Source organism: Paraburkholderia sp. FW306-02-B (genome assembly GCF_058782725.1).
This window is the reverse complement of the sequence record NZ_JBYSXZ010000002.1, coordinates 273,192-296,379: the sequence shown is the minus strand read 5'-3', so window position 1 is coordinate 296,379 and position 23,188 is coordinate 273,192. Positions and strand designations below refer to the sequence as shown.

Here is a 23,188-nt window from a genome sequence, read left to right as displayed (position 1 = left end):
AATACGTTCGGCGCTGACTTGACGTTTTCGGTGCCGCAATCGATACGCCGCGATCTGCCGCCGAGACAGCGTGCCGACAAATTCCCAGTGGCTACGCGTTTTGACACGCTCTGGGCCATCAAGAGCCGTTCGTGCACGATTTGCGACCGTCTGTTACCGGACCGGCACGAGACGATCGCTGAAGTCGCTTGCCCCCGCTCGTCGGTGTCGACCTACCTGAAATGCCACTGGCGTTGGGTTGTCCCCCACAAATGAGGTGGAGGTTCGAGCGTGTCATTGTCGCCGACACGACCTCGGTTCGCTGCAAGATCGTTCAATACTTTTGGCCTGAATCTACCTAGCATTCCCTCCACCGCTTATTTTTCTGGAGAGATGCTTTGTTATTACAAAACGAACCAGGCGGCGATAACGCCATTGAAGCCCCGCCCGAGCCGGAGCGTTGTGTCATCGTCGTGGACGAAGCGCTCCCGCCCGGTAAAGCCTCGAACGCCGCTGCAGTGGTGGCGTTCACGCTGGGCCAGCGCCACAGCCATCTCGTCGGAGAGCCCTTGCGGGACCAGGACGGCACGGCGCACCCTGGTCTCATTCCCATTGGCATCCCGGTTCTCAAAGCCACGACTGATCAGTTGAACGCGCTGCGCCAGAAATCGCTGGCGCACTGCGACGTGGTTGACTTTCCTGTGCAAGGACAGGCCACCGTCGACTACGACGCCTTTCTACACGCAGTGCGCGTGCAGCCGGGCGAGTCCCTCCAGTACCTGGCAGTCGGGCTGGTCGGGCCCAGGAAGAAGGTCGGCAAACTGGTCGGTGGTCTCGCCCTGTTCGCATGATGGGCGCAAACCTCACCTCGGAGCTCCGCGGCCAGGTCTGGTCTGTGGGCATCGACCGTCCGGGAAAGTGCAACGCGCTGAACGGCCCTCTGTTCGAAGCGTTGGCAAACACCTTGCGCCAGGCGCATGGAGACGTGCGCGTTCATTGCGTGCTGCTGCACGGAACCAGCGAATGCTTTTGCTCGGGCCACGACACGGCCGAGTTCGGTTCCTTGTGGCCGCAGGCAGCCGACGGCGCGGTCGTGCGCTGCATCGAGGCCTTCGCGGACCAGCCGAGGCCGCTCGTGGCAGCTGTCAATGGCGCGGCGGTCGGGTTTGGTGCCACGATGCTGCTGCACGCCGACTGGGTGGTTGCTGGCGAGGGGGCCATGTTCCGCTTTCCGTTTGCCGATCTCGGTATCGTGCCTGAAGCCGGCGCAACCGCATTGCTGGCCCGCCGGGTGGGCGATTTGTGCGCACGTGACTGGCTCATGAGCGGCCGGCCGATAACGGCCGCGGAGGCATTGCAGCGGGGCTTCGTTTCGCGCGTGGTGCCAGACGCGGATGTGCGCGCAACTGCCGACGAATACTGCGCGCTGCTATCCGCCAAGCCGCCGACAGCGTTGCAAAGTATGCGGCGTCTGTTGCTGGAGGGCGCCACGCTGCCAGCCAGCGAAGCCATCCAGCGCGAGCTTGCCGACCTGAACGCCTTCATTCCTGCCGTTACCTGGCGCTCGATCCCTCATGCATAAAGTTCACGTCGTCCACGCCCACCCGGAGCCGCGCTCCTTCTGCACGGCCATGGCCCATGAAGCCCGACGCCTGCTGGAGGTGCGCGGCGACGACGTGAGTTTTTCAGACCTCTACGCGCTCAACTTCGATCCCGTGGTGCGCGCCAGCGATTTCGCCGAGCGCGCCAACAGCGACTACCTCGTCTACGCCAAGGAGCAGCGCCACGCACGTGAGCGCAACGCCCTTGCGCCCGACGTCCAGCGGGAGGTCGACGCGCTGCTGGCCAGCGATACGCTGGTGCTGGTGTTTCCGCTCTACTGGTTTTCGGTGCCTGCGCTTATCAAGGGATGGATCGACCGCTGCTTCCTGTCCGGCGCGCTTTACGGCGGCAAGCGCATCTACGGTCGCGGCGGCATGGTCGGCAAGCGCGCGGTGATCGGGGTAAGCCTGGGCGGCCGGGAGCACATGTTCGGACCGCAAGGGATACATGGCGAACTTGCAGGCGGCATGCTGCGTCACCTGCTACAGGGGACCTTGGGTTACGTCGGTTATGAAGTGCTCGAGCCGTTCTTTGCCTGGCACATTCCTTACTGTTCGCACGCTCAGCGAGTCGACACGCTCAAGCGTTGGAGCGACTTCGTCGCCCGCCTCGACGAGCAGCCGCGCATGCCGATGCCGCGGCTGGAGGAATATGATGAAATCTTCCAGCCACTTCCAGGGGCAGCCTCACCATGAACACCACTGGACCGACGAAGTCGATCAAGCTTTGGCACGCGCCAGACGTCATGGACGCCGTCATGCTCAGGGGCCAGTTCGTCGGCCACCGCTATCCGCCGCACACGCACGACACGCATTGCCTCGCGGTGATTACGGGCGGGGCGCTGGCGGTCGAAGTTCAGGACCAGCGACGCGTGTGCCGCCGTGGCGACGTGATCGTCATCGATGCCGACGTGGTGCACTCCGGTTCGGCCGCCGACGATGGGCAGTGGAAGATGCGCGTGGCACATGTGCAGCCCGCAGCTCTGGCCGCCTACTGCGAGAGGCTCGGTATTCCCCGACGCGAGCGGTTCGACATGCCGAGTCCGTTCGTCGTCGACGCTGAACTGTCACAGCAGCTCTACGGCGTGAACTGGTGTTCCGAGGTGGACGAGGACTGCTTCAGGCGCAGTGAAACACTGGCCCGCGCCGTCATCGGCTTGCATGCCCGACACGCGGGCCGGTCTGCAGCCCTGCCCGTGGTGCGCAGCGAGCCTGCGCTGGTGCGCGCGATCAAGTCCCGCCTGCGCGACGAACTGCACGCACACCCGACCTTGTCGACGCTTGCATGCGAGTTTGGCGTGACGCCTTTCGTGCTGCTGCGTGCCTTTGTGCGCGACGCGGGATTGAGCCCGCATGCCTTCCAGCAACAGGAGCGCGTGCGCAGTGCGATGCCGTTGTTGCGAGCCGGCAGGCCCATTGCGGAGGTGGGCGCACTAATGGGTTTTGCCGACCAATCGCACTTCACGCGCGTGTTCAAGCAGCAGACTGGCGTGACGCCGAAGGTCTATCAGGCCGCCTTCTCATGATGCGGCGTTTCCGCCACCGTCTCCGTGTGGTGCAGGTCCCCTATCCGCCCAGATGGAAGCATGATTCACGATATGTATCTGATGCGGGTTAAAACGCCTGCCGGGCCACTATCCCTGGCGAGCAGGCCTTTACCACCAAGACAGAGACACGCTGCAAACTATGGAATTAATTTCTCGTATTTTAGGTCTTTAAAGGTACTAATTTGCAGGCAAAGCTCGGACTGTGATCGAGCAACATGAGTGCGCCCGCAGCCGATTCACGGAGTTCCTTTTTTACGGAGCAATCGGCACCAAAGGCCGGGCGCCCGCATCGCCAATTCGGAGAGACGATATGAAGGACCGCGAAAATGAATCAGTCAGTGCCCGCTACCGTTCGGTGTTTCGACCGGGCCTGTTTGATGGAAAAGTTGTGATGGTAACCGGTGCGGGAAGTGGCCTTGGTCGCTGCACGGCGCATGAGCTTACCTCGCTGGGCGCGACGCTGATCATGGTCGGACGGAATCCGGACAAACTGACTGCGGTTCGTGACGAGCTTAATGTGGACTATCCGGAAAGTGCAGACCGAATCGGCTTATATGCTTGCGATATTCGCGATGAAGCCAGCGTGAAACAGACCGTTGCGGCGGCTCTCGCGGACTTCGGCCACATCGATGGCCTGTTTAACTGTGCCGGTGGACAATTCCCGGCAAAGCTGGAAAAAATCTCGCTGAATGGCTGGGACGCTGTAGTGCGTAACAACTTGCACGGGACATTCCTCATGTCGCGCGAGTGCTTTACCCAATGGATGGCGGGTCACGGTGGTGCGATCGTGAATATGCTCGCGGATATTTGGGGGGGCATGCCCGGGATGGGTCATTCGGGCGCCGCACGGGCGGGCGTTTGGAATTTGACCGAGACGGCAGCCTGTGAATGGGGGCATGCCGGCGTTCGGGTGAACGCCGTGGCGCCGGGGTGGATCGCCTCCGCAGGCATGGACAGCTATAACGAAGAGTACCAGGCATTGCTTCGCCAACTGAAGCATAAAGTGCCGCTTCAACGTTTTGGTACCGAATCTGAGCTCGCGAGCGCTGCGGTTTTCCTACTCTCGGAGGCCTCGGCCTTCATTAACGGTACAGTGATCCGCGTGGACGGCGGGGTTCCCAACGCCCGACATTCCTGGCCGCTCGCCAACGCTGAGCGAATCACCGAATATAACGGGTTCCCTCGCTACGAGCCGCCTAAAGGGCTCCAGGACTAGCACAGAGGGCACTTTGATGGTTGGGGGCGGAGATGAAGCTAGAAGGACAGACGTACGAGAGTGTTACAGCGGACTTTGCTTGGAATATCCCTGCAAACTACAACATCGGTGTGGACACCTGCGACAAGTGGGCCGACGGTAGCGGGCGCGTTGCCCTCATTTATGAGGACCATGATGGGAAGGCGACGAAGTATTCGTTCGATCAGCTGAAATCGCTGTCGGACCGTTTTGCAAATTCGCTTCTGCGTCATGGTGCGCGCCGTGGTGACAGGGTCGCGATTTTCCTTCCGCAGTCTGTTGAAACGGCGATAGCGCATCTGGCTGTGTACAAAGCGGGCATGATTGCGGTTCCACTCTTTGCCTTGTTCGGCGTCGATGCTATTGAGCACCGCTTGGGCGACAGCGGCACCGTCGCGCTAATTACCGATCTTTCAGGCATCGAGAAATTACGGGACATCCGACAGTCGCTGCCAGAACTGCAAATCATTTATAACGTCGACGGTGGGGAGGCGGGAACTCAAGCAGGGATTTATTCGTTCTGGGGCGAGTTGCAAGCTGCGTCCGGTGATTTCACGCCCGTCGAAACGACGGCCGATGACCCCGCCGTCATAATTTATACGTCTGGAACTACCGGAAAATCTAAAGGGGCGCTTCATGCGCATCGGGTGCTGCTGGGACACCTTCCGGGCGTCGAGCTTTCACAGCAAGGATTTCCGGCCGACGCAACCTTGATGTGGACCCCTGCTGATTGGGCCTGGATTGGGGGGCTCTTTGATGTTCTGCTCCCGGCGTGGCATCACGGCGTCCCGGTGCTCGCGAGGCGATTTTCGAAATTTGATGGGGAGGCGGCATTCGATCTGATGGAGCGTCACGGTGTATCGCATACGTTTCTTCCGCCGACAGCTTTGAAGATGATGCGTACTGTGGAGCGGCCGGAACGCTGGTCGTTGTCGCTTAAATCCGTTGCAAGTGGTGGTGAGACTTTAGGCGAGGAGCTGATCGAGTGGGGTAGGAACACGCTGGGTGTGACAATCAACGAGTTTTACGGTCAGACCGAGTGCAACGTCGTTCTCTCATCTTGCGCTGCCCTCTACGAGCCACGCATTGGCGCAATCGGTCGGTGCGTGCCGGGGCATCGCGTTAAGATCGTTGATGATGCGGGACAGGAGCAGCCACCCGGAACGATCGGGAATATCGGCGTCGAGAGCCCTGACCCTGTCATGTTCCTGGGCTACTGGCAACATGAAGCAGCGACCCGCGAGAAGTATCGGGGCCGGTATCTCGTCACGGGAGATCTGGCGACCTGCGATCAGGATGGTTTCTTTCGCTTCGTCGGCCGCGACGACGACGTTATAACGAGCGCAGGATACCGCATCGGACCCGGAGCAATTGAGGACTCTTTACTGCGCCACCCTGCTGTCTATATGGCTGCGGTTATTGGGGCGCCCGATAGTGCGCGCACAGAGATCGTGATGGCGTTTATCGTCCTCAACCCAGGGTTTGTCGGTGATGAAAATCTGGCGCGTGATATCCAGCAACATGTGAAAACCCGGCTTGCTGCTCACGAGTATCCTCGTGAAATTCGCTTCGTTGAAACCTTGCCAATGACCGCCACCGGTAAGGTAATGCGGAAGGAATTGCGTCTGCAAGTTGTCAGCGAAAATGGGACTTAGTCGTCCAGCGTACTCTCTGTTCCGAGCAGTCGAAACATCTAGGTGCAGAGGAAATCATCGAGCAAAAAAGGCCGCCTACAAACGCTTTCCTCGCTCAGCGTTTTACTAGCGCTCAAAGATGTGATGGGAGACGTCATAGAGACCTGACCGCTCGCGTAGCTGTCACGCGGTAGCTCGGGGAGTGGTCCCCGGGCGCATCGCACACGTTGCAAACGCCTGTAGGTAACGCTCCGGTCGAGCGGATAGGCGCCTTGATTCCAACGGCCGGAGTCCGACCATCACCAGCCATTCGACGCGAGTATAGCCACCGGCTGCAAAGGGTCGTCGAGCGCCTGTCGAGTCAAGAAACATCTTCAGAAGGTCGGCCCGGAGTTCGGACAGTTCGAGAAGGCGACGCGCGCGAGTGAGGGCGACGTACAGCCAGCGACAAACAGAAGGAGCGACGCCGTCAATTACCCGCTGACAATCCGAACGGAGCGACAACCATGCCCAGCTAAACAGCGACAATCACCTCGGCCGACCGGCCAAGATGTTTGTCGGTAAATTGGACGTCCTGCTTGACGCTGTCCACCCGATCCCATTCGAGTCCCTTCGCTCGGTGGACCGTTGAAACGACGTAATCCGCCTGCGCTTCATCACTCACGCTTGACAGCAGTTGGCGAAGGTAGTCGGTTCCTTCAGAATCGATGATCTGCCCCGCTAGTCCGAGCCGGCGCTGCGAGGAGACTGGCGTGTGATCGGAGTTGAAATAAATGGAAAAGTCGCGAATCAGACCGGGGTTTGCCAAGACAGCGGGGCAGCTATCGGTTCGACTGACCTGCCTATCGGATGCGAACTATGTAACACTGCGGCAAGCGGCAATTCTCGATGTCAGGATGATGCCCAGACGGTCCAGTTGAGAGTTGTGCATCGATCTTGATCGAGGGTTAGGCGACGAACGACGGGCTGAGGTCAAACCCTAGCACCTCCGCCGCGATATCGATCCAGGCACGACCGCACCGGCTCAAATATGCGTCCCGGTGACGAACCAGCGCCAGTTCATAAGACATTACCGGATTGGCGATCGTCACAACGGCAAGTCGGACGGAGCGGGTCTTCCGCATACCGTTTCCGGCAATAAGGCAACCCCCATGCCCGACGTAACCATCGAGACGACCAGATCCAGGTGACTGCTACGGCCGGCGACAGTCGGAACGAAGCCTTGCATACGACAAAGCCTGTCGATCAGATCGTTCACTTTAAAGTCGTCAGTAAATGCGACGAAGGAGTCACCGGCCAGATCTTTCAGGGCGATCTTTTTGCGCGCCGCCAGCGGATGCTCACGGGAACACAGCAGTGCGAGCCGGCCGCGCACAAACGTCTGCGTCAGAAAACCCTCATCCTCCATCGGCAACATAGCGGCTGCGATCTCGACGCGCCCATCGGTCAACGCACTCTCCAACTGATTGGTCCCATATTCAGCAATATGAAGCTGCACGCCTGGATAGCGGCGACGGAACTCCGTAATCACGTTACCGAAGAAGGTTGAGCCGGTCGCCGCCGGCAGGCCAATACGCAACGTTCCAGTAACCATTGAGCGTAGATCCCTCAACTCACTCGTCAGGTTCTCTGCCTGCCGCAGGATCAGCCCGGCGTGCCGATAGAGTACTTCCCCTTCTGGCGTCAGCCGTACACCGCGCGGCTCACGAATCAGGAGGTTCATTTCGAACTCTTCTTCCAGTTGCTGGATCGCGCGGCTGATCGCCGGCTGCGTGACGTGCAGCGTACCGCCGGCTCGGCGGAAACCGTTCTGGCGAACTACCTCGACAAAGTACCGCAACACCTTCATGTCCATAGACTTTATGTGATAAAAAATCAGCATCAACTGGATGATAATAAAGCATTTCCATTATCGATGACGGCGCCCGATACTCAGCTCGTACCTTTCGGAGGGAGTATTCCATGCGGGAAATTTCTACTATTGGGGAGCACCTGGTCAGCCGCCTCGACGAGATCGGGATCGAGCATATGTTCGGCGTACCGGGTGACTACAACCTTGCGTTTCTCGATTACGTCATTGCCCATCCGACTCTGCGCTGGGTCGGTGCAGCAAACGAGCTCAACGCGGCTTACGCCGCAGACGGCTATGCGCGTTGCAAGGGCGCTGCCGCACTATTGACCACCTTCGGCGTGGGGGAGTTGAGTGCAATCAACGGTATCGCCGGCAGCTATGCCGAGTATCTTCCCGTACTGCATATCGTAGGCGCCCCGTCCACCGCTGTGCAGCGTGACCGCCTCAAGATGCATCACTCTCTGGCAGACGGTGACTTTTCGCACTTTTCCAAGATGAGCGCCGAGGTCACTGTCGCCACGGCGGAACTCACCGTCGAAAATGCCGTGGACGAGATCGATCGAGTACTGCGCACCATGCTGCATCAACGCCGACCGGGGTACATTGCGTTGCCAACAGATGTTGCGTGTGCTCCCCTGCCTGTCGTACCGGGGTCCTTCCATCGTCAGGAGGCTGCATGCGACAGCGCACAAGTGGAAGCATTCTCCCGACATGCAGCACAACATCTGCGTGCCGCCAGAAGAAAGACGGTGCTTGCGGATTTTCTGGCCGCCAGGTGGGAGTGCGAAGAAAAGCTCGAAGAGTTGATCCGGCTGGGCGGTATCGAAAGCGCGACCATGATGATGGGCAAGAGCACGCTCGATGAAACCTTGCCCGGCTTTCTTGGCGTCTACGCCGGCGCCGCGAGTGAAGCCCGTGTGCGCGAGGCCGTCGAATCGGCGGACGCGCTCATCACGGTGGGCACGCTCATTTTTGATATTGGGACGGCTGGTTTCAGCCACAGGATTGACCCGACATGCGTCATCGATATCCAGCCCTTCAGCGCGAGCGTAGCCGGTGTCCATTACCCGGATGTGCCGATGGAACGCGCGCTCGACTGCCTGATCGCTGAGATCCGCCGCATGGGCGTGCAGCCTGTCACATTCCAGCCTTCAGCAGCGACCGTGCCCGCCCAGGCCGATGCTGGCGAGCTGCTGACCCAGAGCAACCTTTGGCCAGTCATCCAGGATTTCCTTCGTCCCGGGGACATCGTCATAGCGGAGCAGGGCACGTCGTTCTATGGTGTGGCCCCGCTCATGCTGCCTAGGGACGTCAAGTTCATCGGTCAGCCTTTATGGGCATCAATCGGATACACGATCCCGGCGGCCTATGGGGCGCAGTTGGCAATGCCGGGGCGACGGGCGCTCCTGCTGGTTGGTGATGGTTCTGCCCTGCTGACCGCACAGGAAATCGGTTCGATGCTGCGTGATGACACGAAGCCGATCATTCTCGTCCTGAACAACAACGGCTATGCGGTCGAGCGCGCGATTCACGGCCCGAAGGAACGGTACAACGACATCGCGCTGTGGAACTGGCAGCAGGTAGCCAGCGCAATGGGTCGAGACAAGCCGTCGACTACGTTGTACGCGGAGACAGTTGGTACGCTGGTCTCGGCGCTCCGCGTGGCCGCGGATACCGACCGCCTGACGCTGATCGAGGTCGTTTTGCCCGAACTCGATGTTCCGTCTCTGCTCGGCGCAATCACCCAGGCCGTAGCTGCGAAAAACGCTGGCCGGTGAATATTGCCAGCGTCCAATGACCGAAACATGGTGTAGAACATGCCAAAATTCCAGCTTCCTCGTGACCCTTCCAGTGAACTGATCCGCCAGCAGCTCGATGTGATGAAGCAGGCCCACATCGAGGCGGGACCGCCGTCCGGGGAGATCCGGAAAGACCGGATTGACCGCGCGATTGCGCTGTTGCGTGCGCACGCCGAAGCGTTCTGTAATGCCGTGAGTGCAGACTTCGGCAACCGGAGCCGCCAGCAGAGCATGCTCGCCGACATCTACACATCTATCGACGAGCTACGTTTCAACCGCGATCACCTCGACGACTGGATGGGCCAGCAACCCTTCCTGGAGCCGTTTCCTGGCACGCGGGCATGGGTCCAATACCAGCCGCTCGGTGTGGTCGGCGTGATCAGCCCATGGAACTTTCCGGTCCTGCTCGCTTTCGGACCGCTCGCGAACATCTTCGCGGCCGGGAACCGGGCGATCCTGAAACCATCGGAGCTCACTCCGCAGACCTCCGAGTTGCTCGCCGAGCTGATTGCAAGCTGCTTCGATGCGGATGAGGTTACGACAGTTCTGGGCGGCCCCGAAACGGGAGCGGCGTTCAGTGCGCAACCTTTTGATCACCTGATTTTCACGGGCAGTACGTCGATAGCCCACCACATCATGCGCTCGGCATCGGACAACCTCGTCCCGGTGACGCTGGAACTGGGGGGCAAGTCGCCGGTCATCGTCGCGCGCGATGCCGACGTGCACCTGGTTGCTGAGCGGATCCTGACTGTCAAGACGTTTAATGCCGGGCAGATTTGCCTTGCGCCTGACTACGTGATGATTCACGCGGATCGCGTACCGGAATTTGCCGATGCAGCCCGCTCATCAGTGGCCCGGATGTATCCGGCGATCCGGAATAACCCGGACTACACATCGATGGTGAATGTTCGCGGATTTGAGCGGCAGCAAGCCTTGATTGCCGATGCAGCCGGGAAAGGAGGTTCGGTGATCAGCCTCGGAACAGCAGGTGAGGATCTTTCCGATCCGGCAATCCGCAAGGTTGCTCCGACACTGGTACTTGGTGCGACTGATGAGATGCGGGTGATGCAGGAAGAGATTTTCGGTCCGGTTCTCCCTGTGATGACTTACCGGACGCTCGATGAGGCGATTGCATACGTCAATGCACGACCGAGACCGCTTGCACTTTATTTCTTTGGGGACGACAAGGGTGAGCGTGAACTTGTCAGTGCCCAGACGACATCGGGAGCGGTAGTCGTCAATGACGCGATGACGCACGTTTTCGTGAATGCCCTGCCATTCGGCGGTATAGGTGCGTCTGGAATGGGTCATTACCATGGGCAGTATGGATTCCGTGCGCTGAGTCATGCCAAACCCGTGCTTCTTCAGAGCCAATCCGGTGATTCCAACCGACCGATGCAGGCTCCATATGACGAACAGGTCGACCGGCTCATCAGGGACATGATCTGGTCTTGACGGCGTGCCGTCTGTTATCAGCTATGCGTCCAGCCAGTACGGCATTGGGGCGTCATTCATGAAGTGGGCGAGATCTTCGCATGGGATTGCGGACCATCGCCACTAGGCGAGCGTCACGAGTGCCATCATGACTTTGCGCGGCGAGCGCGCCCAGGGGCGTTGAATGTACAGCCGACAAAAAAGGTAATCATCAGCGACCATGCCGTGAGCGTGGCAGCCGCCACGGAGATTTGCGAGCGTCCGCTTACGGTCGGGTCAGAGACGGACAAATAGCGACAGAGAAAGGCTGATTCGGGTCGGGAGTGTGAGTTCGCTGATGCAGGAAGCTGCCGTCCGACTGCTCGATGCCGCCACTGTCGGCAATGCGCCCCATTGCTGACGTAGAACCCGGCTCTCACCAATGTCGGCAATGGCCGATGAAGGAGCGTTCGTCTTTGACAATCGGACGGCCGGTTACGGGGCGGAGCCGACGCCTGAACGTCCGACCGACGACGCATGTGAACGGCGGTTTGTGGCCGCACTGAGTCCGCCGACGACCGGCTCAGTTCGACCCTCTCCGGCCGTTGGAGCTAGCGCGACGCGAACGGCGGCTTCCGAGGTCCAGCAGTCATTCGTGCACGCGTGCCGCCCGTCAAGTCATCGGCCATTGCGGTCCTTCGTACCTCAGCAAGTTCGAGCTACCGTGAATGGCCGGTTCCGGGCACTTCGAACAGGCGCTATCGAATCGTTTCGGCCATTGGACTTTCTCGTCAGCAGACGACCACGCCGATACAGGGAATGGGCGCGCCGGTGCGAGACGATATATATGGCACGCGAGTACGCCCGCACCGTGCGTGACACCTACCGACCACCGCTCCCCTATCGGGGTCGCCCGGGTCATCGAAAAATTTGCGGTGGTCGACTGCGAATCTAGCCGGGTCAGTTCGTCTTAGAGCTAACAACAACGGGGATTCGTAGTCCAATCCCTCTCCGAGTGTCGACCACGGACGCAAAACTATTTCCCGAGGTGGATAAGAAAATAGAGAGGCTACCGCCAATGGCGTTACCTAGGAGGAACGATGCTCCCGCTCATTCTTGGACCACGATACAACATCCGCGTCACCTGCGATGCCAGCCCCAGCAATGACCGAAGTGAATCGACGATAGAAGTCAATCCGACCAATCCGTACAACATGGTCGCGTCGTCCAAACGATTCACCGACCCGCACACCTATGCGTTCTCGCTCGCCGCATATTCGACATTCGACGCGGGCCGATCGTGGCAGGAGGCTGCGCCTCTCGGGCTCCTCGCGGGCTGGGACGGGGTTTCGGATCCGACAGTCGCCTTCGATGATGTCGGAGGCGCGTATCTCGTCGCTCTGCCGTTTCAGGGAGCCGAGCCGATGGCCATAGCGGTGTACAAGTCTACGGACGGCGGTTTGACCTGGTCCGCTCCGAACCTCATTCACTCGGCGCCTGGCGATGACAAGCAGTCGGCCGCAGGCGATACCAATCCCGGCAGCCCCTATCATGGCCGTGTTTACGCCGCCTGGGACGGTCCGGGTGGCATGCTCTTCGGGCGCACGATCGACTACGGGGCCAGCTGGCGCGGGACCGGAGCGAACCCGGTCGGAACGTCGCTTGCTCCGGCCTCGTTCGGACCTCAGGTCGTCGTGGCGGCGGACAGTAGCGTCTACATCTTCTTCATCGCCGGCACCGACATTCAGTTCGTCAAATCCACCGATGGCGGGGATTCGTTCTCGAACCCGGCCACCGTTGCGAGCGGAATCACGGGCTTGCCCGGCCAGCTACCCGGTGGGACGTTCCGGACGCCCACGGTCGCGACGGCGTGTGTTGGGGTCAACGCGACCGACCTGGTTGTTGCCTGGGCCGACTATCGACAGGGAGTCGCCCGCATCTACTATGCGCGCTCCAGCAATGGCGGCGCCGTCTGGCAGGCGGGCAGCGGCTCCGGCATGCCGCTGATGAGCGGCGGCGCTGTCTCTGCCCCTGATCAACACGAGTTCCAGCCGCAGCTTGCCTGCACGCCACAGGGAGACGTCGGCTGCGATTTCTATCTCTTCGGACCGAAGGGCGGCGGCACGACACCGCTGATCGACGTTGTCCTGACAGCGTCGGCCGACAACGCGGCGACCTTCGTGGATCGGGCCACCGTGACCGAGATGCCGTGGGACCCCACAGTGGATGCCGTCTGGGCGCACGGAGATCCCAACATCACCTTCATTGGCGATTACTTCGGTCTGGCCGCGAGCCCGCTCGGGTTCTTCCCGTTCTGGATGGACACTCGCACCGGAACCCAGGAAATGTTCACCGCGCGCGTCGCGGTCCGGCCCGCGAACGTCTACATCAGGGACTCCTCGAGCGACACAGGAACGGTACCGTCACCCGGCAATCATTGGGAGGCTCCGGATCTGATCGTGCGCCGGCAACAGGACGGCAACGCTGTCTGGGTCGATCAGGATCTGCTGCGCGACGGGGTGACGGACCATTTCATCTACGGCAAGATCACCAACCTCGGGCCCAATCCCGCGGAGAATGTCACGCTCGCTGTCACCGTTGGCAACTATCCCGCGCTCGATGCGCTGCCTGGGCTGGAGTTTCGTTATCCGCAGGATTGGTATCCGGGCGACTGGCAGACGGCTGCGGTCCAGCAGAGACACCTGTATCTCGGTGAAAGTGCGCCGATCAATCTGGCGGTGGGCGCCACCCGTATCTTCGGACCCATTCGCTGGTCCGCCGCTCAGATTCCTCAGGAGGGCACCTGGCACCCATGCCTCCTGGCCGAGGCGCGTGGGGACAACAACGACTCCGCAGGCGGCCTTGATGGCGCGCCGCTGCTGGTCGCGCCCGGTACGTGCGATTACGGCAGCTACTTCTGGGGCGACAACAACGTCTGTCAGCGCAACCTGTCATACGCACATGTCTTCGCCGACGCCGAGAGCCTGATCGAGTTGCCCTTCATCATCGGCAGTCCGTACAGTCACGCAAAGCTCGTCGAGGTCATCGTCCACAAGGACTACCGGCTCGACGACGTTCCGATGATTCTCGAAGTGCTTCCGCCCGGGAAGGGGGAGAAGCCGCCTGTACCTGACAGGAATCACATGCACGGCGCCAAGCTTACTGGCAAGCATTGGAACCTGACCCATCGAGTGGCTGGAGTCGGCTTTGCGGTTGAACCAGGGCAGACGCTTCGCCTGAAGCTGTCGGTCAAGCTTCCTAAAGAATTCGATCTCGACGCGCCGACGAAGCTGACCATCTTCCAGCGCAATGACGGCCATGTCACCACCGGCAGCGCCATCCTCGAGCTCGTTCGCGGCCACGTCAGGCACGCGAACTCCGAACGGAAACAACGTGCTTCTTCGACGCGCAAATCGGGGCGATGACGCCGCGCACCATCGGACTCCAGCTTTTACTGCACGCACTTTACAAAATCGGCCTGCCTGTGCCGTTTTGCTTACACGTGATTTTGCGAGGCACCTTTTCCGAGCTGGGCTATCGAGCTCCATCGGCCAGCTGTTACCGCCCGGGGCCTTTTCATTCTGCTGGTCGTGTCTTCGTGACCAGCCCATGAATGAAGGTTTCGCGCCGGGCGATCACTCGACCTTTCGAATAATCGATAAGGGGGAATCATGTCGAATATCCAGGTCACGCACGATACGAGCGTGAATAACGCGAGAAGCGAAAGCAATATCGCCGTCAACCCAAACAACCCGACGCAGATCGTAGGAGGGTCGAAGAAGTTCCGGGACGTTCACAATTACGACTTCATTCTGGCCACCGAATACTCCACGGACGGTGGCCTCTCCTGGCATGATTCGGCCGCCCTTGCGCTACCCGGTTTTACCCTTCTTACCGATCCTGCGCTTGCATGGGACGACGTCGGCAACGTCTATCTGGTCGGTCTGTCAGGCAACAATCCGCCGACCTTCGACACTGTCGGGATCGTGATCTACCAGTCGTCGGATGGCGGACAGACCTGGAGCGCTCCGCTGCCGATCCACAACAGCGCTGGCGATGACAAGCAGTGGGCGGCGGGAGACACGAATCCGTCGAGTCCGTTTCGCGGCCGCGTCTATGCAGTCTGGGACGACGGATCCGACATGCGGTTCGCACGCACCACGAACCATGGTGCAACCTGGATCGGTGCGGGACCTGGCGTGACACCCGCCGGTACGGTGCTCGTCAATGATTCGTTTTCACCGGACATAAGAGTCGCGGCCAACGGTGACATCTATATCGTCTGGATCGCGGGAAGCGAGATCAAGATGATCGTGTCGACGGACGGGGGCGACAGTTTTGCGCCGGCGGTATCGCCGGCCACGGGCGTGACGACGCTCAATGCCGGATTGCCGGCCCCGCATGGGTGGCCGGTGTTTCCGGGCGGAAACTTTCGCGTGCTGACGATCCCATCGGTCAGCGTCTTCGGGAACACGGTCGCCGTGGCATGGGCCGACTTCCGCGCAGGCGTGTCCCGTATCTACTGCGCAGTGTCGCCTGACGGTGGCGCTAGCTGGCCCACCGGTCTCTCGGGAAAACCGTTGCTGGCAGGACCGCTACCCTCGGGTTTGCAGCACTTTCACCCGCAGATCGTCATTGATCCCAACGGCGTGATCGGGTGCGCCTTCTACGAGTTCGGACCCAAGCCGTCGACGCCACTCATCGATGTGATGATCGCCCAGTCGGTTGATGGCGGGATCTCGTTCGATCGTGCCACCGTGACGGACCAGCCATGGGATCCGGCCATCGACGCACCGTGGTCCCATGGAGATTCCAACGTCACCTTCATCGGTGACTACTTCGGGCTGGACGCCAGCACGCGGGGATTCTATCCGCTCTGGACGGACACCCGGACTGGTATCCAGGAACTCTGGACCGACATCGTGCCGGCCCGTGTACAGGTCAGGATTCCACCCGGCCTGTATGGGCAGGTCGCCCAGATTCTGGACGGCATCATTCAGGACGGCGGTGGCGACGAGATCGTGGGCGGGCATATCGTACATATTCCGCCCTGGGGACCCGAACTGGATATTCTGCTGGGCGTCGCGATCCAGCGGATCGCCACGCTTGTCGCCAGTCCCGGGGGTATCGGCATTCAGAGAGCAGCCATGGCCATGGTGGCGCATGTAGCTCAACAGGAAGTCAAGCGTCTTGAAGGCAAAGGATAGGCGACCCGCGCGCGGTGCGAGAGTTCACCAACGTGGTGACTTATATCGTGGCGGCGGGGACGAGATCGTCGGTGGACATCTCGTTCACATTTCCCCGTGGGAGCCCGAGCTAGACATTTTGCTCGGCGTTGCAATTCAACGGATCGCCACTCTCGTCGCCAGCCCAGAGGGCGTCAAAATCCAGAAAGCTGCCATGACCATGGTGACCAGCGTGGCCCATCAGGAAATCGGGCGGCTCGAAGTCAACAGATAACTGATCATGGAATGCACGCGTGGGGCTGGGCTGTTTTGCGATGTCAACTTATCTGGCTTCCGGAGGGGACGGATATCCAACACCTGCTCCCGAGTACTCCCAAGACCTTCAATGCGACTCAAGACGGGGGTTGCCCATGCGCTTACCGGTCGGCAGCTCCTGGCCGCTCGACCGCTTACGCGGAACACGAGAGGAGGCAACGGGGTCGATAGCGCCGAGTCGCTTTGCTCGGGAGCGGTCATTCCAAAAAGCCGCTACCGTTAGAACTCGCTTCGGTAGGCAAACAACCCGGGAAGACCACCGGTCATTACAAACAGGATATTTTGTCCCACAAGATAGTTTCCGGAGTCGACGCTTTCCACAAGACCCGCGAACGCCTTTCCGCCATATACGGGATCGAGGAGGAGACCCTCCGTCGATGCCAGCAACCGAACAGCCGCACGCATACTGTCGGTTGGGATTCCGTATCCCGGCCCAAGTTGCGCTTCATCAATCGAAATCGCACTACTATCAACGCGCAAATTCGCATCGATGAGTCGGGCTGTTTGATTTGCTTTATCCAGTGTGATGGACTGAGCCTGCTCAGCATTCCGATACACGGTAAACCCAGCAATGAACGACGGATTCAGGCCGAGAGCGACAAAACCGGCGACGAGTCCAGCGTGCATTCCACCGCTTCCGTTGGGCACTACGATACGATCAAAGGATAAACCCTCGGCACTCGATTGAGCGATGATTTCAGCCGCGCAATCTGCATATCCCAGACATCCGACGGGACTTGAGCCACCGAGCGGGCACACGTAAACGTTTCGGCCCTGCGCACGCAGCTCGTTCGCGCGTTCTTCGGCGAAATGCAGGGAGTTCGCGGAACCCGGCAGATCATGCACGAGCGCATCAAACAAGTCATCGAGCAGGATGTTTCCGTTGTCGATATAGTCGGTGTCGAAACGCGGCACCGCCCGCGTCAGGACAAGTTCGCATTTGAGACCGACACGCGCCGCTGCTGCGGCCGTCAGCCTGGCGTGATTCGACTGCCGGGCGCCGACGGTAATTATCGTATCCGCGCCGGCTGCCAGTGCCTCCCCGATGAGGAACTCAAGCTTTCTCAATTTGTTACCACCGCCACCCAAGCCGTTCAGATCCTCTCTCTTGACGAAAACATTCACACCACCAAGATGAGCGCTCAGGCGGGGAAGATGCTGAATCGGAGTCGGTCCCTCAAGAAGGGCACGACGCGGGAACTTTGAAAGATCGAGCTTGGGTACTGAGGCAATGGTCATTGGCTTCGGGATTGCGTTGGATTCCACAGCGAGAGTTGTCCGCGGCCGCATCTGCACAGACTTCGAATGATATCCGATGAGCGGCGGCGTTCGAGCGAGTTTGAATGCTCGATGACCGCGTATGGCCAGATTCCAAATACCGATTGAAACGATCCGGGCGGCCATGTCGAACGGCCGAACCCGGCCGACGGTTGTCTGACGGCGATCGGCAGCACGCGACCCACATGGTGGCCATCGGCCGTGCATGCATGGATGATCGATCATCAACAACCGCATTTCCATGTCGGCTGCTGCAGTGTCATTCCATGCTGTCCCTTGTACGCAGCGACGGATGGCGGTACCCATCCATCCAGCATCTGCGGTGCGAGCCGGTAAATCTCGATGCCGAGCGGTCGGCACACCTCCAGCGGATCGCGCGCGTCCGGCCCCCACATCGGCAATGAGAGATCGCCGCCCGGACAGGTCGACAGCGCGCACAGCAAGTCGATCTCGGCAAAGAATTCGAGGTAGTCGCCCTTCTTTGCCGGGCATGCTTTCATGAAATATTTGTCTTCCAGATTCAGGCCGGTGCACTGGAAGACGTTGAGCACGTCGTGCACGTCGTATTCGGTCAATCCGTACGGAGCGATCGCGCGTGTGAGGTTGGAGTGGCAGTGGAAATGGAAATCCTCGCCGGTCAGCATCCGGTTCACATAGGGATCGCACCGCGTACCGAGCAGATCGTGGACGCGGCCGCCATGCTCGTCGATGCCGTAGCCGGCGAGACTGTCATCCGTGATCGTCACGATCGGGCGCAGGAACGGCAGCGTCGACCACAGACGGTCGAACGTGCTCACGTGCGCCTGCTGCAACTGGCGCGTGCGCGAGGCCCACATGCGCTCGCGCGGGTTGTGCAGGCTCCACATATTCAGGTCGGCCACCTGCGGACCTTCGATCGTCACGATGCGAAACACATGGCCGGCCGGCACGGTCCACGCCTGACCCGAGCGGATCGGCACGACGATCGATTCGACCAGCGTGCGGGTGTCGTGCTGTGAAGCGACGCGTTGATAGAACGCCTTATCGACGTCGAGTGCGGAACCCTTAGTGGATTGATAGGCGGCAGGGTAGTTCAACATGCTGAATTCTCCTTCATGAGCCTGGCGAACAGCCCGCACGCAGGCACGCGGTGGCGTACGGGCGGAGGCGTTCGATGTCGGGTGGAATGAATCAAAGATAGTCGATCAACGCGTGTTGGGGCATCGTACTTTCCGTGCAAAATCTGGCGGTAGCTGCGCAGAGCCGCTTGCTGCAAGGTTCTGCCGTCCGTTCGCTTTCGCGCAATCAGCAATTTCGCAAGCTCTTGATCAATATAGCTTTTCAGGATAAAACCGCCAGATTTTTCACGGAAAATAGGACGCCCCCTATTCGCGCCAATCGGAACCGGTCATTGCGAAATGGTGGCAGTTGGGAGGGTACGAACGGCGGGTTTGGCCGACGAAGCATCGTTCATCCTCGCGAATTGGATAGCCGCTTGCTGGGTGGATCCGACATCTGAACGTCCGAGCAACGGTGCCTGCGAATGACGCGTCACGGCCGAGGCCGGCTGCGGCCTGGCGCCGAACCCCTTGCCCTCTACTAGCCCGCGTCGTGCGAGTTCCGCGACCGCACCATTGACCGTATCGACGTGAATCGCCAGGAGATCGGCGATCAGACGCTGGGTAGGCAACGTTTCACCGGCACGGAAAACGCCCGATCGGACGGCCGCTTCGATCGAATTCGCCAGCGTGTCACGGATACGGCCGCTTCGTGCGGTCAGATCTGGCAGCCAGTCGTGCATGACCGGCTACCGTTCACCCTGAAGGGCACCTTTCGAGACCAATCGCCGACGAGCCGCATCCTTCCCGGAGGGAAGCAATAGCCAGACGACGATGGCACCGAGCACATCGAACAGTGCCAGACACACGAACAGTAGGTTATATCCAATCGTAGTGGCCACCGCACCGATGGACCGGGGAAAAGCTGATGCTGCCGAGCCAGGCTGCGATACCAGTCAGACCGTTGGCGGTTGCGACTTCGTTCTTGCCAAAGCAAGTCAAACTACAGCGTGGCAGTCACTCCCCCATCCACATACAGAATGTGGCCGTTCACGAAGTTCGAAGCGTTGCTCGCCAGGAACACTGCGGCGCCGATGAGATCCTCCACGTCGCCCCAACGCCGCGATGGCGTGCGTCCGATCAGCCAGTTGCTGAAGGTCTCATCCTTGACGAGCGCCTCGGTCAACTCGGTCTTGAAGTAGCCCGGTCCGAGGCCATTGACCTGGATTCCGTATTGTCCCCAGTCGATCGCCATGCCCTTCGTCAGCATCTTCACCGCGCCTTTGCTTGCGGTGTATGCGGCAATGTTGGGACGGCCCAGTTCGCTTTGCACGGAACAGATGTTGACGATCTTCCCACGCTTGCGAGCGATCATGTGCCGCGCTACCGCCTGGCCGACAAGAAACACACTGTCGACGTTGGTCTTCATCAACTCTTCCCATTGACCATGGGAAAACTGTTCGAGCGGCGCACGACGCTGCATGCCGGCGTTGTTGACGAGAATGTCGATCGCGCCGATTTCGCGCTCGATATGCGCGATTGCAGTGTCGACCTCATTGGCCGACGTCACATCGAAACTTGCGGCGTGGACGGTCGCCCCCTCATCGCGCAGGCGGCTGACAGCCTCTGCCAGCCGGGCCTCGCTACGACCATTCAGAATGACTTCAGCGCCGGCGCCGGCCAATCCTTTTGCCAGCGCGTAGCCGATACCGGTACTCGACCCGGTGACCAGAGCACGACGCCCCGACAGGTCGAACATCTTCAGATTACTGTTCAAGTCAACGCCTCCTCGACGCTAATTCGTCCGACTTCGATCCTACACCGCCCGGTGCGCAGACACCCGCGCACCGGTACAGCACACGCTATCCGCTTCAGGACACCGGCGTGAACTTGAGCTGGTCGATCGGCGTGACCTTGTCGGTACGGGTCAGGCCATACGGCGTCTTCGGTCCGAGCCACTTGTTGAAAATATTGCTCATCTCGCCGCCCTGCTCCATCGCCGCCAAGGCCTTGTTGACCGCGCTCAGCATGGCTGGTTCGTTCTGGCGCAAGCCCACCGCGATCGGCTCGATCAACATCGGCTCCGCAGCAATCGCCACTGCGCCGTCCGTGCCGTCGACCTGTTTCGCGATCTTCGTCGCCGTCATCTGATTCGTGACGAAGCCTTTGACCTTGTTCTGCTCGAGTGCGAGAAACGCTGAACTGGTATCGTGAAAGGTCACCGCCTGGCCATCTTTGATCGAGATCGGGATCGACTGCGCGGACGTCGAGCCATCGGCGGCACTGATCTTCTGCCCCGCGAAATCAGTCAGCTTCTTGTTCGCGTCAGCCTTCTTCACGACAAGTACTTCCTTGGTCGAGTAGTACGAATCGCTAAAGGCGATCTGCGTGGCGCGCGTTTTCGTGTAGGCAAGGTTTGCAACCACGATGTCGACACGCCCCAACTTCAGTTGAGGAATGCGCGCTTCGACGGCCAACGGTTCGAGCTTCGCCTTCACGCCGAGCTGTTTCGCCACGGCGTTGCACAGGTCCACATCCATGCCCTCGAGCTGACGCGTCTGCGCATTGGGATACGAGAACGGCTCGACATTCGAATACACGCCGCAGGTCAACTCGCCGCGGCTCCTGATATCGGCCAACTGATCAGCGTAAGCCGGGGCAATCGATGCAACAGCACCGCCAATGACCCACATCCCCGCGAAAATCTTCTTTACCTGCATGGTGATGCTCCTGAAGTTTATGTGTAAAGCAATCGACTGCTGATCAAAGGTGGTCAATTCGAATCGCCGAGGCGTTACCGGCCGCCTCAATGCGTGCGAAGATCGGACAGGAATCTCTGGGCACGCGCGTGTTTCGGGCGCGAAAAGAATTCCTCCGGCTCGGCTGTTTCGAGAATCTTCCCTGCATCCATAAACCAGACACGGTCAGCGACTTCGCGTGCGAACCCCATCTCATGCGTGACGCACATCATCGTCATACCTTCCTGCGCGAGACTCTTCATCACGTTCAGCACTTCGCCGACCATCTCCGGGTCGAGCGCGCTGGTGGGTTCATCGAACAGCATCGCCGGGGGATCCATCGCCAATGCTCTCGCAATCGCGACGCGCTGCTGCTGACCACCGGACAATTGCGCAGGATAAGCACTGGCTTTGTTCGATAGACCGACGCGCGACAGCAGATCCGCCGCCTTGCGTTCAGCATCCGCGCGTTTGAGGCCGTTCACGCGCATCGGCGATAGCGTAATGTTGTCCAGCACCGACAGGTGCGGAAACAGATTGAATTGCTGAAACACAAAGCCGACACGGCTGCGGTATGCATTCAGACCCAGCTTCCTGTCGTGAATGTTTTGACCGTCGAAGAAGATATGCCCACGATTGATCTCCTCCAGCCGATTAACGGTGCGAATCAAAGTCGACTTACCCGATCCGGATGGCCCGCAGACAACCACGACTTCGCCTTTGCGAACCTCGGCATTCACGTCCACGAGAGCGTGATATTCGCCGTACCATTTGTTGACACTGGAAAACTTGATCATGCGAATGACCTCGAAGTGAGTGAACGCCTAGTTCTCGGTGGGTAGCGGATCGGCCAGCGCGACAGCGCCTGCCTGCTGCGACTTCGCCATTACGCCGGCCCGCTTGCGCGTCACGCGCCGCTCCAGATACTGCGCAAGCTGTGTCAGCGCGTAACACAGGGCGAAGTAGCTCAAGGCCAGAATCAGGTACACGGGAAACGGCCTGGTCATCAACCGGTTGTTGATCTGATCCGCCGCGAAGGAGATCTCCTGAACGTTGATGATGTAACCAAGCGAGGTCTCCTTGACCGTCGAAACGAACTGCGTGACCATGCTCGGCACCACGTTATAAAGCGCCTGCGGCAGGATGACCGCCCGCATGGTCTTCAGGTAGCTCATGCCGAGCGCCCTGGAGGCTTCGGTCTGCCCTTTCGGCAGTCCCTCGATGCCCGCACGGATGATTTCCCCGAGATAGGCGGAGTCATAGATCACCAGCGCGCACAGCATCGTGACGAACCCGGTGACCGGATAACCGGTCAGGACGGGCACGAGAAAGTACACCCAGAAGATCACCATCAGCAGCGGAATGCCGCGCACCATGTAGACGAGACCCGTGGCCGGCGCCCGCAGAAACGGGAACGGGCTGATGCGAGCCAGTGCGACCAGGATACCCAAAGGAAATGCGATGACGAGCGCTGAAAGCGACAGCAGTATCGTCAGAACGATGCCGCCGAGCGGTCCGTGCGGATACTGCCCGATGAGCAGCAGCGTCCAGTTGTCGCGCAGGATGTCGAACATG

At 60.0% G+C, this 23,188-nt stretch carries 19 protein-coding genes and 1 pseudogene; 11 read left to right on the top strand and 9 right to left on the bottom strand.

What is annotated here, in order from left to right:
* Window positions 1-377: 377 nt before the first annotated feature.
* From AC3WOG_RS22230 to AC3WOG_RS22200, 7 genes and pseudogenes are all read left to right on the top strand, one after another.
* The gene (locus tag AC3WOG_RS22230; RefSeq protein WP_492580108.1) at window positions 378-830 is read left to right on the top strand and encodes a DUF2000 domain-containing protein; all 453 of its coding nucleotides are present in this window, start codon (window positions 378-380) and stop codon (window positions 828-830) included.
* The gene (locus AC3WOG_RS22225; RefSeq protein WP_492580107.1) at window positions 827-1,561 is read left to right on the top strand and encodes an enoyl-CoA hydratase-related protein; all 735 of its coding nucleotides are present in this window, start codon (window positions 827-829) and stop codon (window positions 1,559-1,561) included. Before AC3WOG_RS22230 ends, AC3WOG_RS22225 begins: the two co-directional genes overlap by 4 nt.
* Window positions 1,554-2,276 (top strand): NAD(P)H-dependent oxidoreductase, encoded by a 723-nt coding sequence (locus AC3WOG_RS22220; protein ID WP_492580106.1) that lies wholly within the window; start codon window positions 1,554-1,556, stop codon window positions 2,274-2,276. The genes AC3WOG_RS22225 and AC3WOG_RS22220 overlap by 8 nt, the downstream gene beginning before the upstream one ends.
* 50 nt (window positions 2,277-2,326) lie before the next feature.
* Window positions 2,327-3,106: an AraC family transcriptional regulator gene (locus tag AC3WOG_RS22215; RefSeq protein WP_492580105.1), complete on the top strand. Its 780-nt coding sequence runs from the start codon at window positions 2,327-2,329 to the stop codon at window positions 3,104-3,106.
* Window positions 3,107-3,133: 27 nt separating this feature from the next.
* Window positions 3,134-3,276: pseudogene (locus tag AC3WOG_RS22210) on the top strand (ABC transporter substrate-binding protein); the annotation flags it as partial.
* Window positions 3,277-3,437: 161 nt separating this feature from the next.
* Window positions 3,438-4,343 (top strand): SDR family oxidoreductase, encoded by a 906-nt coding sequence (locus tag AC3WOG_RS22205; protein ID WP_492580104.1) that lies wholly within the window; start codon window positions 3,438-3,440, stop codon window positions 4,341-4,343.
* A 32-nt stretch (window positions 4,344-4,375) separates the two neighbouring features.
* A complete protein-coding gene (locus AC3WOG_RS22200; RefSeq protein ID WP_492580103.1) occupies window positions 4,376-6,016 on the top strand; it encodes an acyl-CoA synthetase in 1,641 nt (546 codons plus the stop codon).
* A gap of 493 nt (window positions 6,017-6,509) precedes the next feature.
* Here AC3WOG_RS22200 and AC3WOG_RS22195 read toward each other — a convergent pair whose 3' ends face one another.
* Both AC3WOG_RS22195 and AC3WOG_RS22190 read right to left on the bottom strand, forming a co-directional pair.
* Window positions 6,510-6,803, bottom strand: a complete 294-nt coding sequence (locus AC3WOG_RS22195) for a hypothetical protein (protein ID WP_492580102.1) — start codon at window positions 6,801-6,803, stop codon at window positions 6,510-6,512.
* A 279-nt stretch (window positions 6,804-7,082) separates the two neighbouring features.
* Window positions 7,083-7,877, bottom strand: a complete 795-nt coding sequence (locus tag AC3WOG_RS22190) for a LysR family transcriptional regulator (protein WP_492580101.1) — start codon at window positions 7,875-7,877, stop codon at window positions 7,083-7,085.
* 80 nt (window positions 7,878-7,957) lie between these two features.
* Here AC3WOG_RS22190 and AC3WOG_RS22185 point away from each other — a divergent pair, with 80 nt between their 5' ends.
* The 4 genes from AC3WOG_RS22185 (at window position 7,958) to AC3WOG_RS22170 (ending at window position 16,266) form a co-directional block, all read left to right on the top strand.
* A complete protein-coding gene (locus AC3WOG_RS22185; RefSeq protein ID WP_492580100.1) occupies window positions 7,958-9,625 on the top strand; it encodes an alpha-keto acid decarboxylase family protein in 1,668 nt (555 codons plus the stop codon).
* Window positions 9,626-9,664: 39 nt separating this feature from the next.
* Window positions 9,665-11,101 carry a coniferyl aldehyde dehydrogenase gene (locus AC3WOG_RS22180; RefSeq protein WP_492580099.1) on the top strand — a complete coding sequence of 479 codons (1,437 nt, stop codon included), beginning with the start codon at window positions 9,665-9,667 and terminating at the stop codon, window positions 11,099-11,101.
* Between the two features lie 1,058 nt (window positions 11,102-12,159).
* On the top strand, window positions 12,160-14,484 hold the full coding sequence (locus AC3WOG_RS22175) for a sialidase family protein (protein WP_492580098.1): 2,325 nt from the start codon (window positions 12,160-12,162) through the stop codon (window positions 14,482-14,484).
* 246 nt (window positions 14,485-14,730) lie between these two features.
* A complete protein-coding gene (locus AC3WOG_RS22170) occupies window positions 14,731-16,266 on the top strand; it encodes a sialidase family protein (RefSeq protein WP_492580097.1) in 1,536 nt (511 codons plus the stop codon).
* Between the two features lie 513 nt (window positions 16,267-16,779).
* On the opposite strand, the gene AC3WOG_RS22165 is transcribed toward AC3WOG_RS22170, so the two are convergent.
* From AC3WOG_RS22165 to AC3WOG_RS22135, 7 genes are all read right to left on the bottom strand, one after another.
* On the bottom strand, window positions 16,780-17,799 hold the full coding sequence (locus AC3WOG_RS22165) for a D-cysteine desulfhydrase family protein (protein ID WP_492582404.1): 1,020 nt from the start codon (window positions 17,797-17,799) through the stop codon (window positions 16,780-16,782).
* 263 nt (window positions 17,800-18,062) lie between these two features.
* Window positions 18,063-18,917 (bottom strand): urea carboxylase-associated family protein, encoded by an 855-nt coding sequence (locus tag AC3WOG_RS22160; protein WP_492580096.1) that lies wholly within the window; start codon window positions 18,915-18,917, stop codon window positions 18,063-18,065.
* Window positions 18,918-19,225: 308 nt separating this feature from the next.
* On the bottom strand, window positions 19,226-19,618 hold the full coding sequence (locus tag AC3WOG_RS22155) for a GntR family transcriptional regulator (protein WP_492580095.1): 393 nt from the start codon (window positions 19,616-19,618) through the stop codon (window positions 19,226-19,228).
* Window positions 19,619-19,878: 260 nt separating this feature from the next.
* Window positions 19,879-20,634: a glucose 1-dehydrogenase gene (locus tag AC3WOG_RS22150; RefSeq protein ID WP_492582403.1), complete on the bottom strand. Its 756-nt coding sequence runs from the start codon at window positions 20,632-20,634 to the stop codon at window positions 19,879-19,881.
* 112 nt (window positions 20,635-20,746) lie between these two features.
* A complete protein-coding gene (locus AC3WOG_RS22145) occupies window positions 20,747-21,595 on the bottom strand; it encodes a transporter substrate-binding domain-containing protein (RefSeq protein WP_492580094.1) in 849 nt (282 codons plus the stop codon).
* 86 nt (window positions 21,596-21,681) lie between these two features.
* Window positions 21,682-22,410 (bottom strand): amino acid ABC transporter ATP-binding protein, encoded by a 729-nt coding sequence (locus AC3WOG_RS22140; RefSeq protein WP_492580093.1) that lies wholly within the window; start codon window positions 22,408-22,410, stop codon window positions 21,682-21,684.
* Between the two features lie 27 nt (window positions 22,411-22,437).
* Window positions 22,438-23,187, bottom strand: coding sequence for an amino acid ABC transporter permease (locus AC3WOG_RS22135; protein WP_492580092.1), 750 nt, complete (start codon window positions 23,185-23,187; stop codon window positions 22,438-22,440).
* Between the last annotated feature and the right edge of the window lies 1 nt (window position 23,188).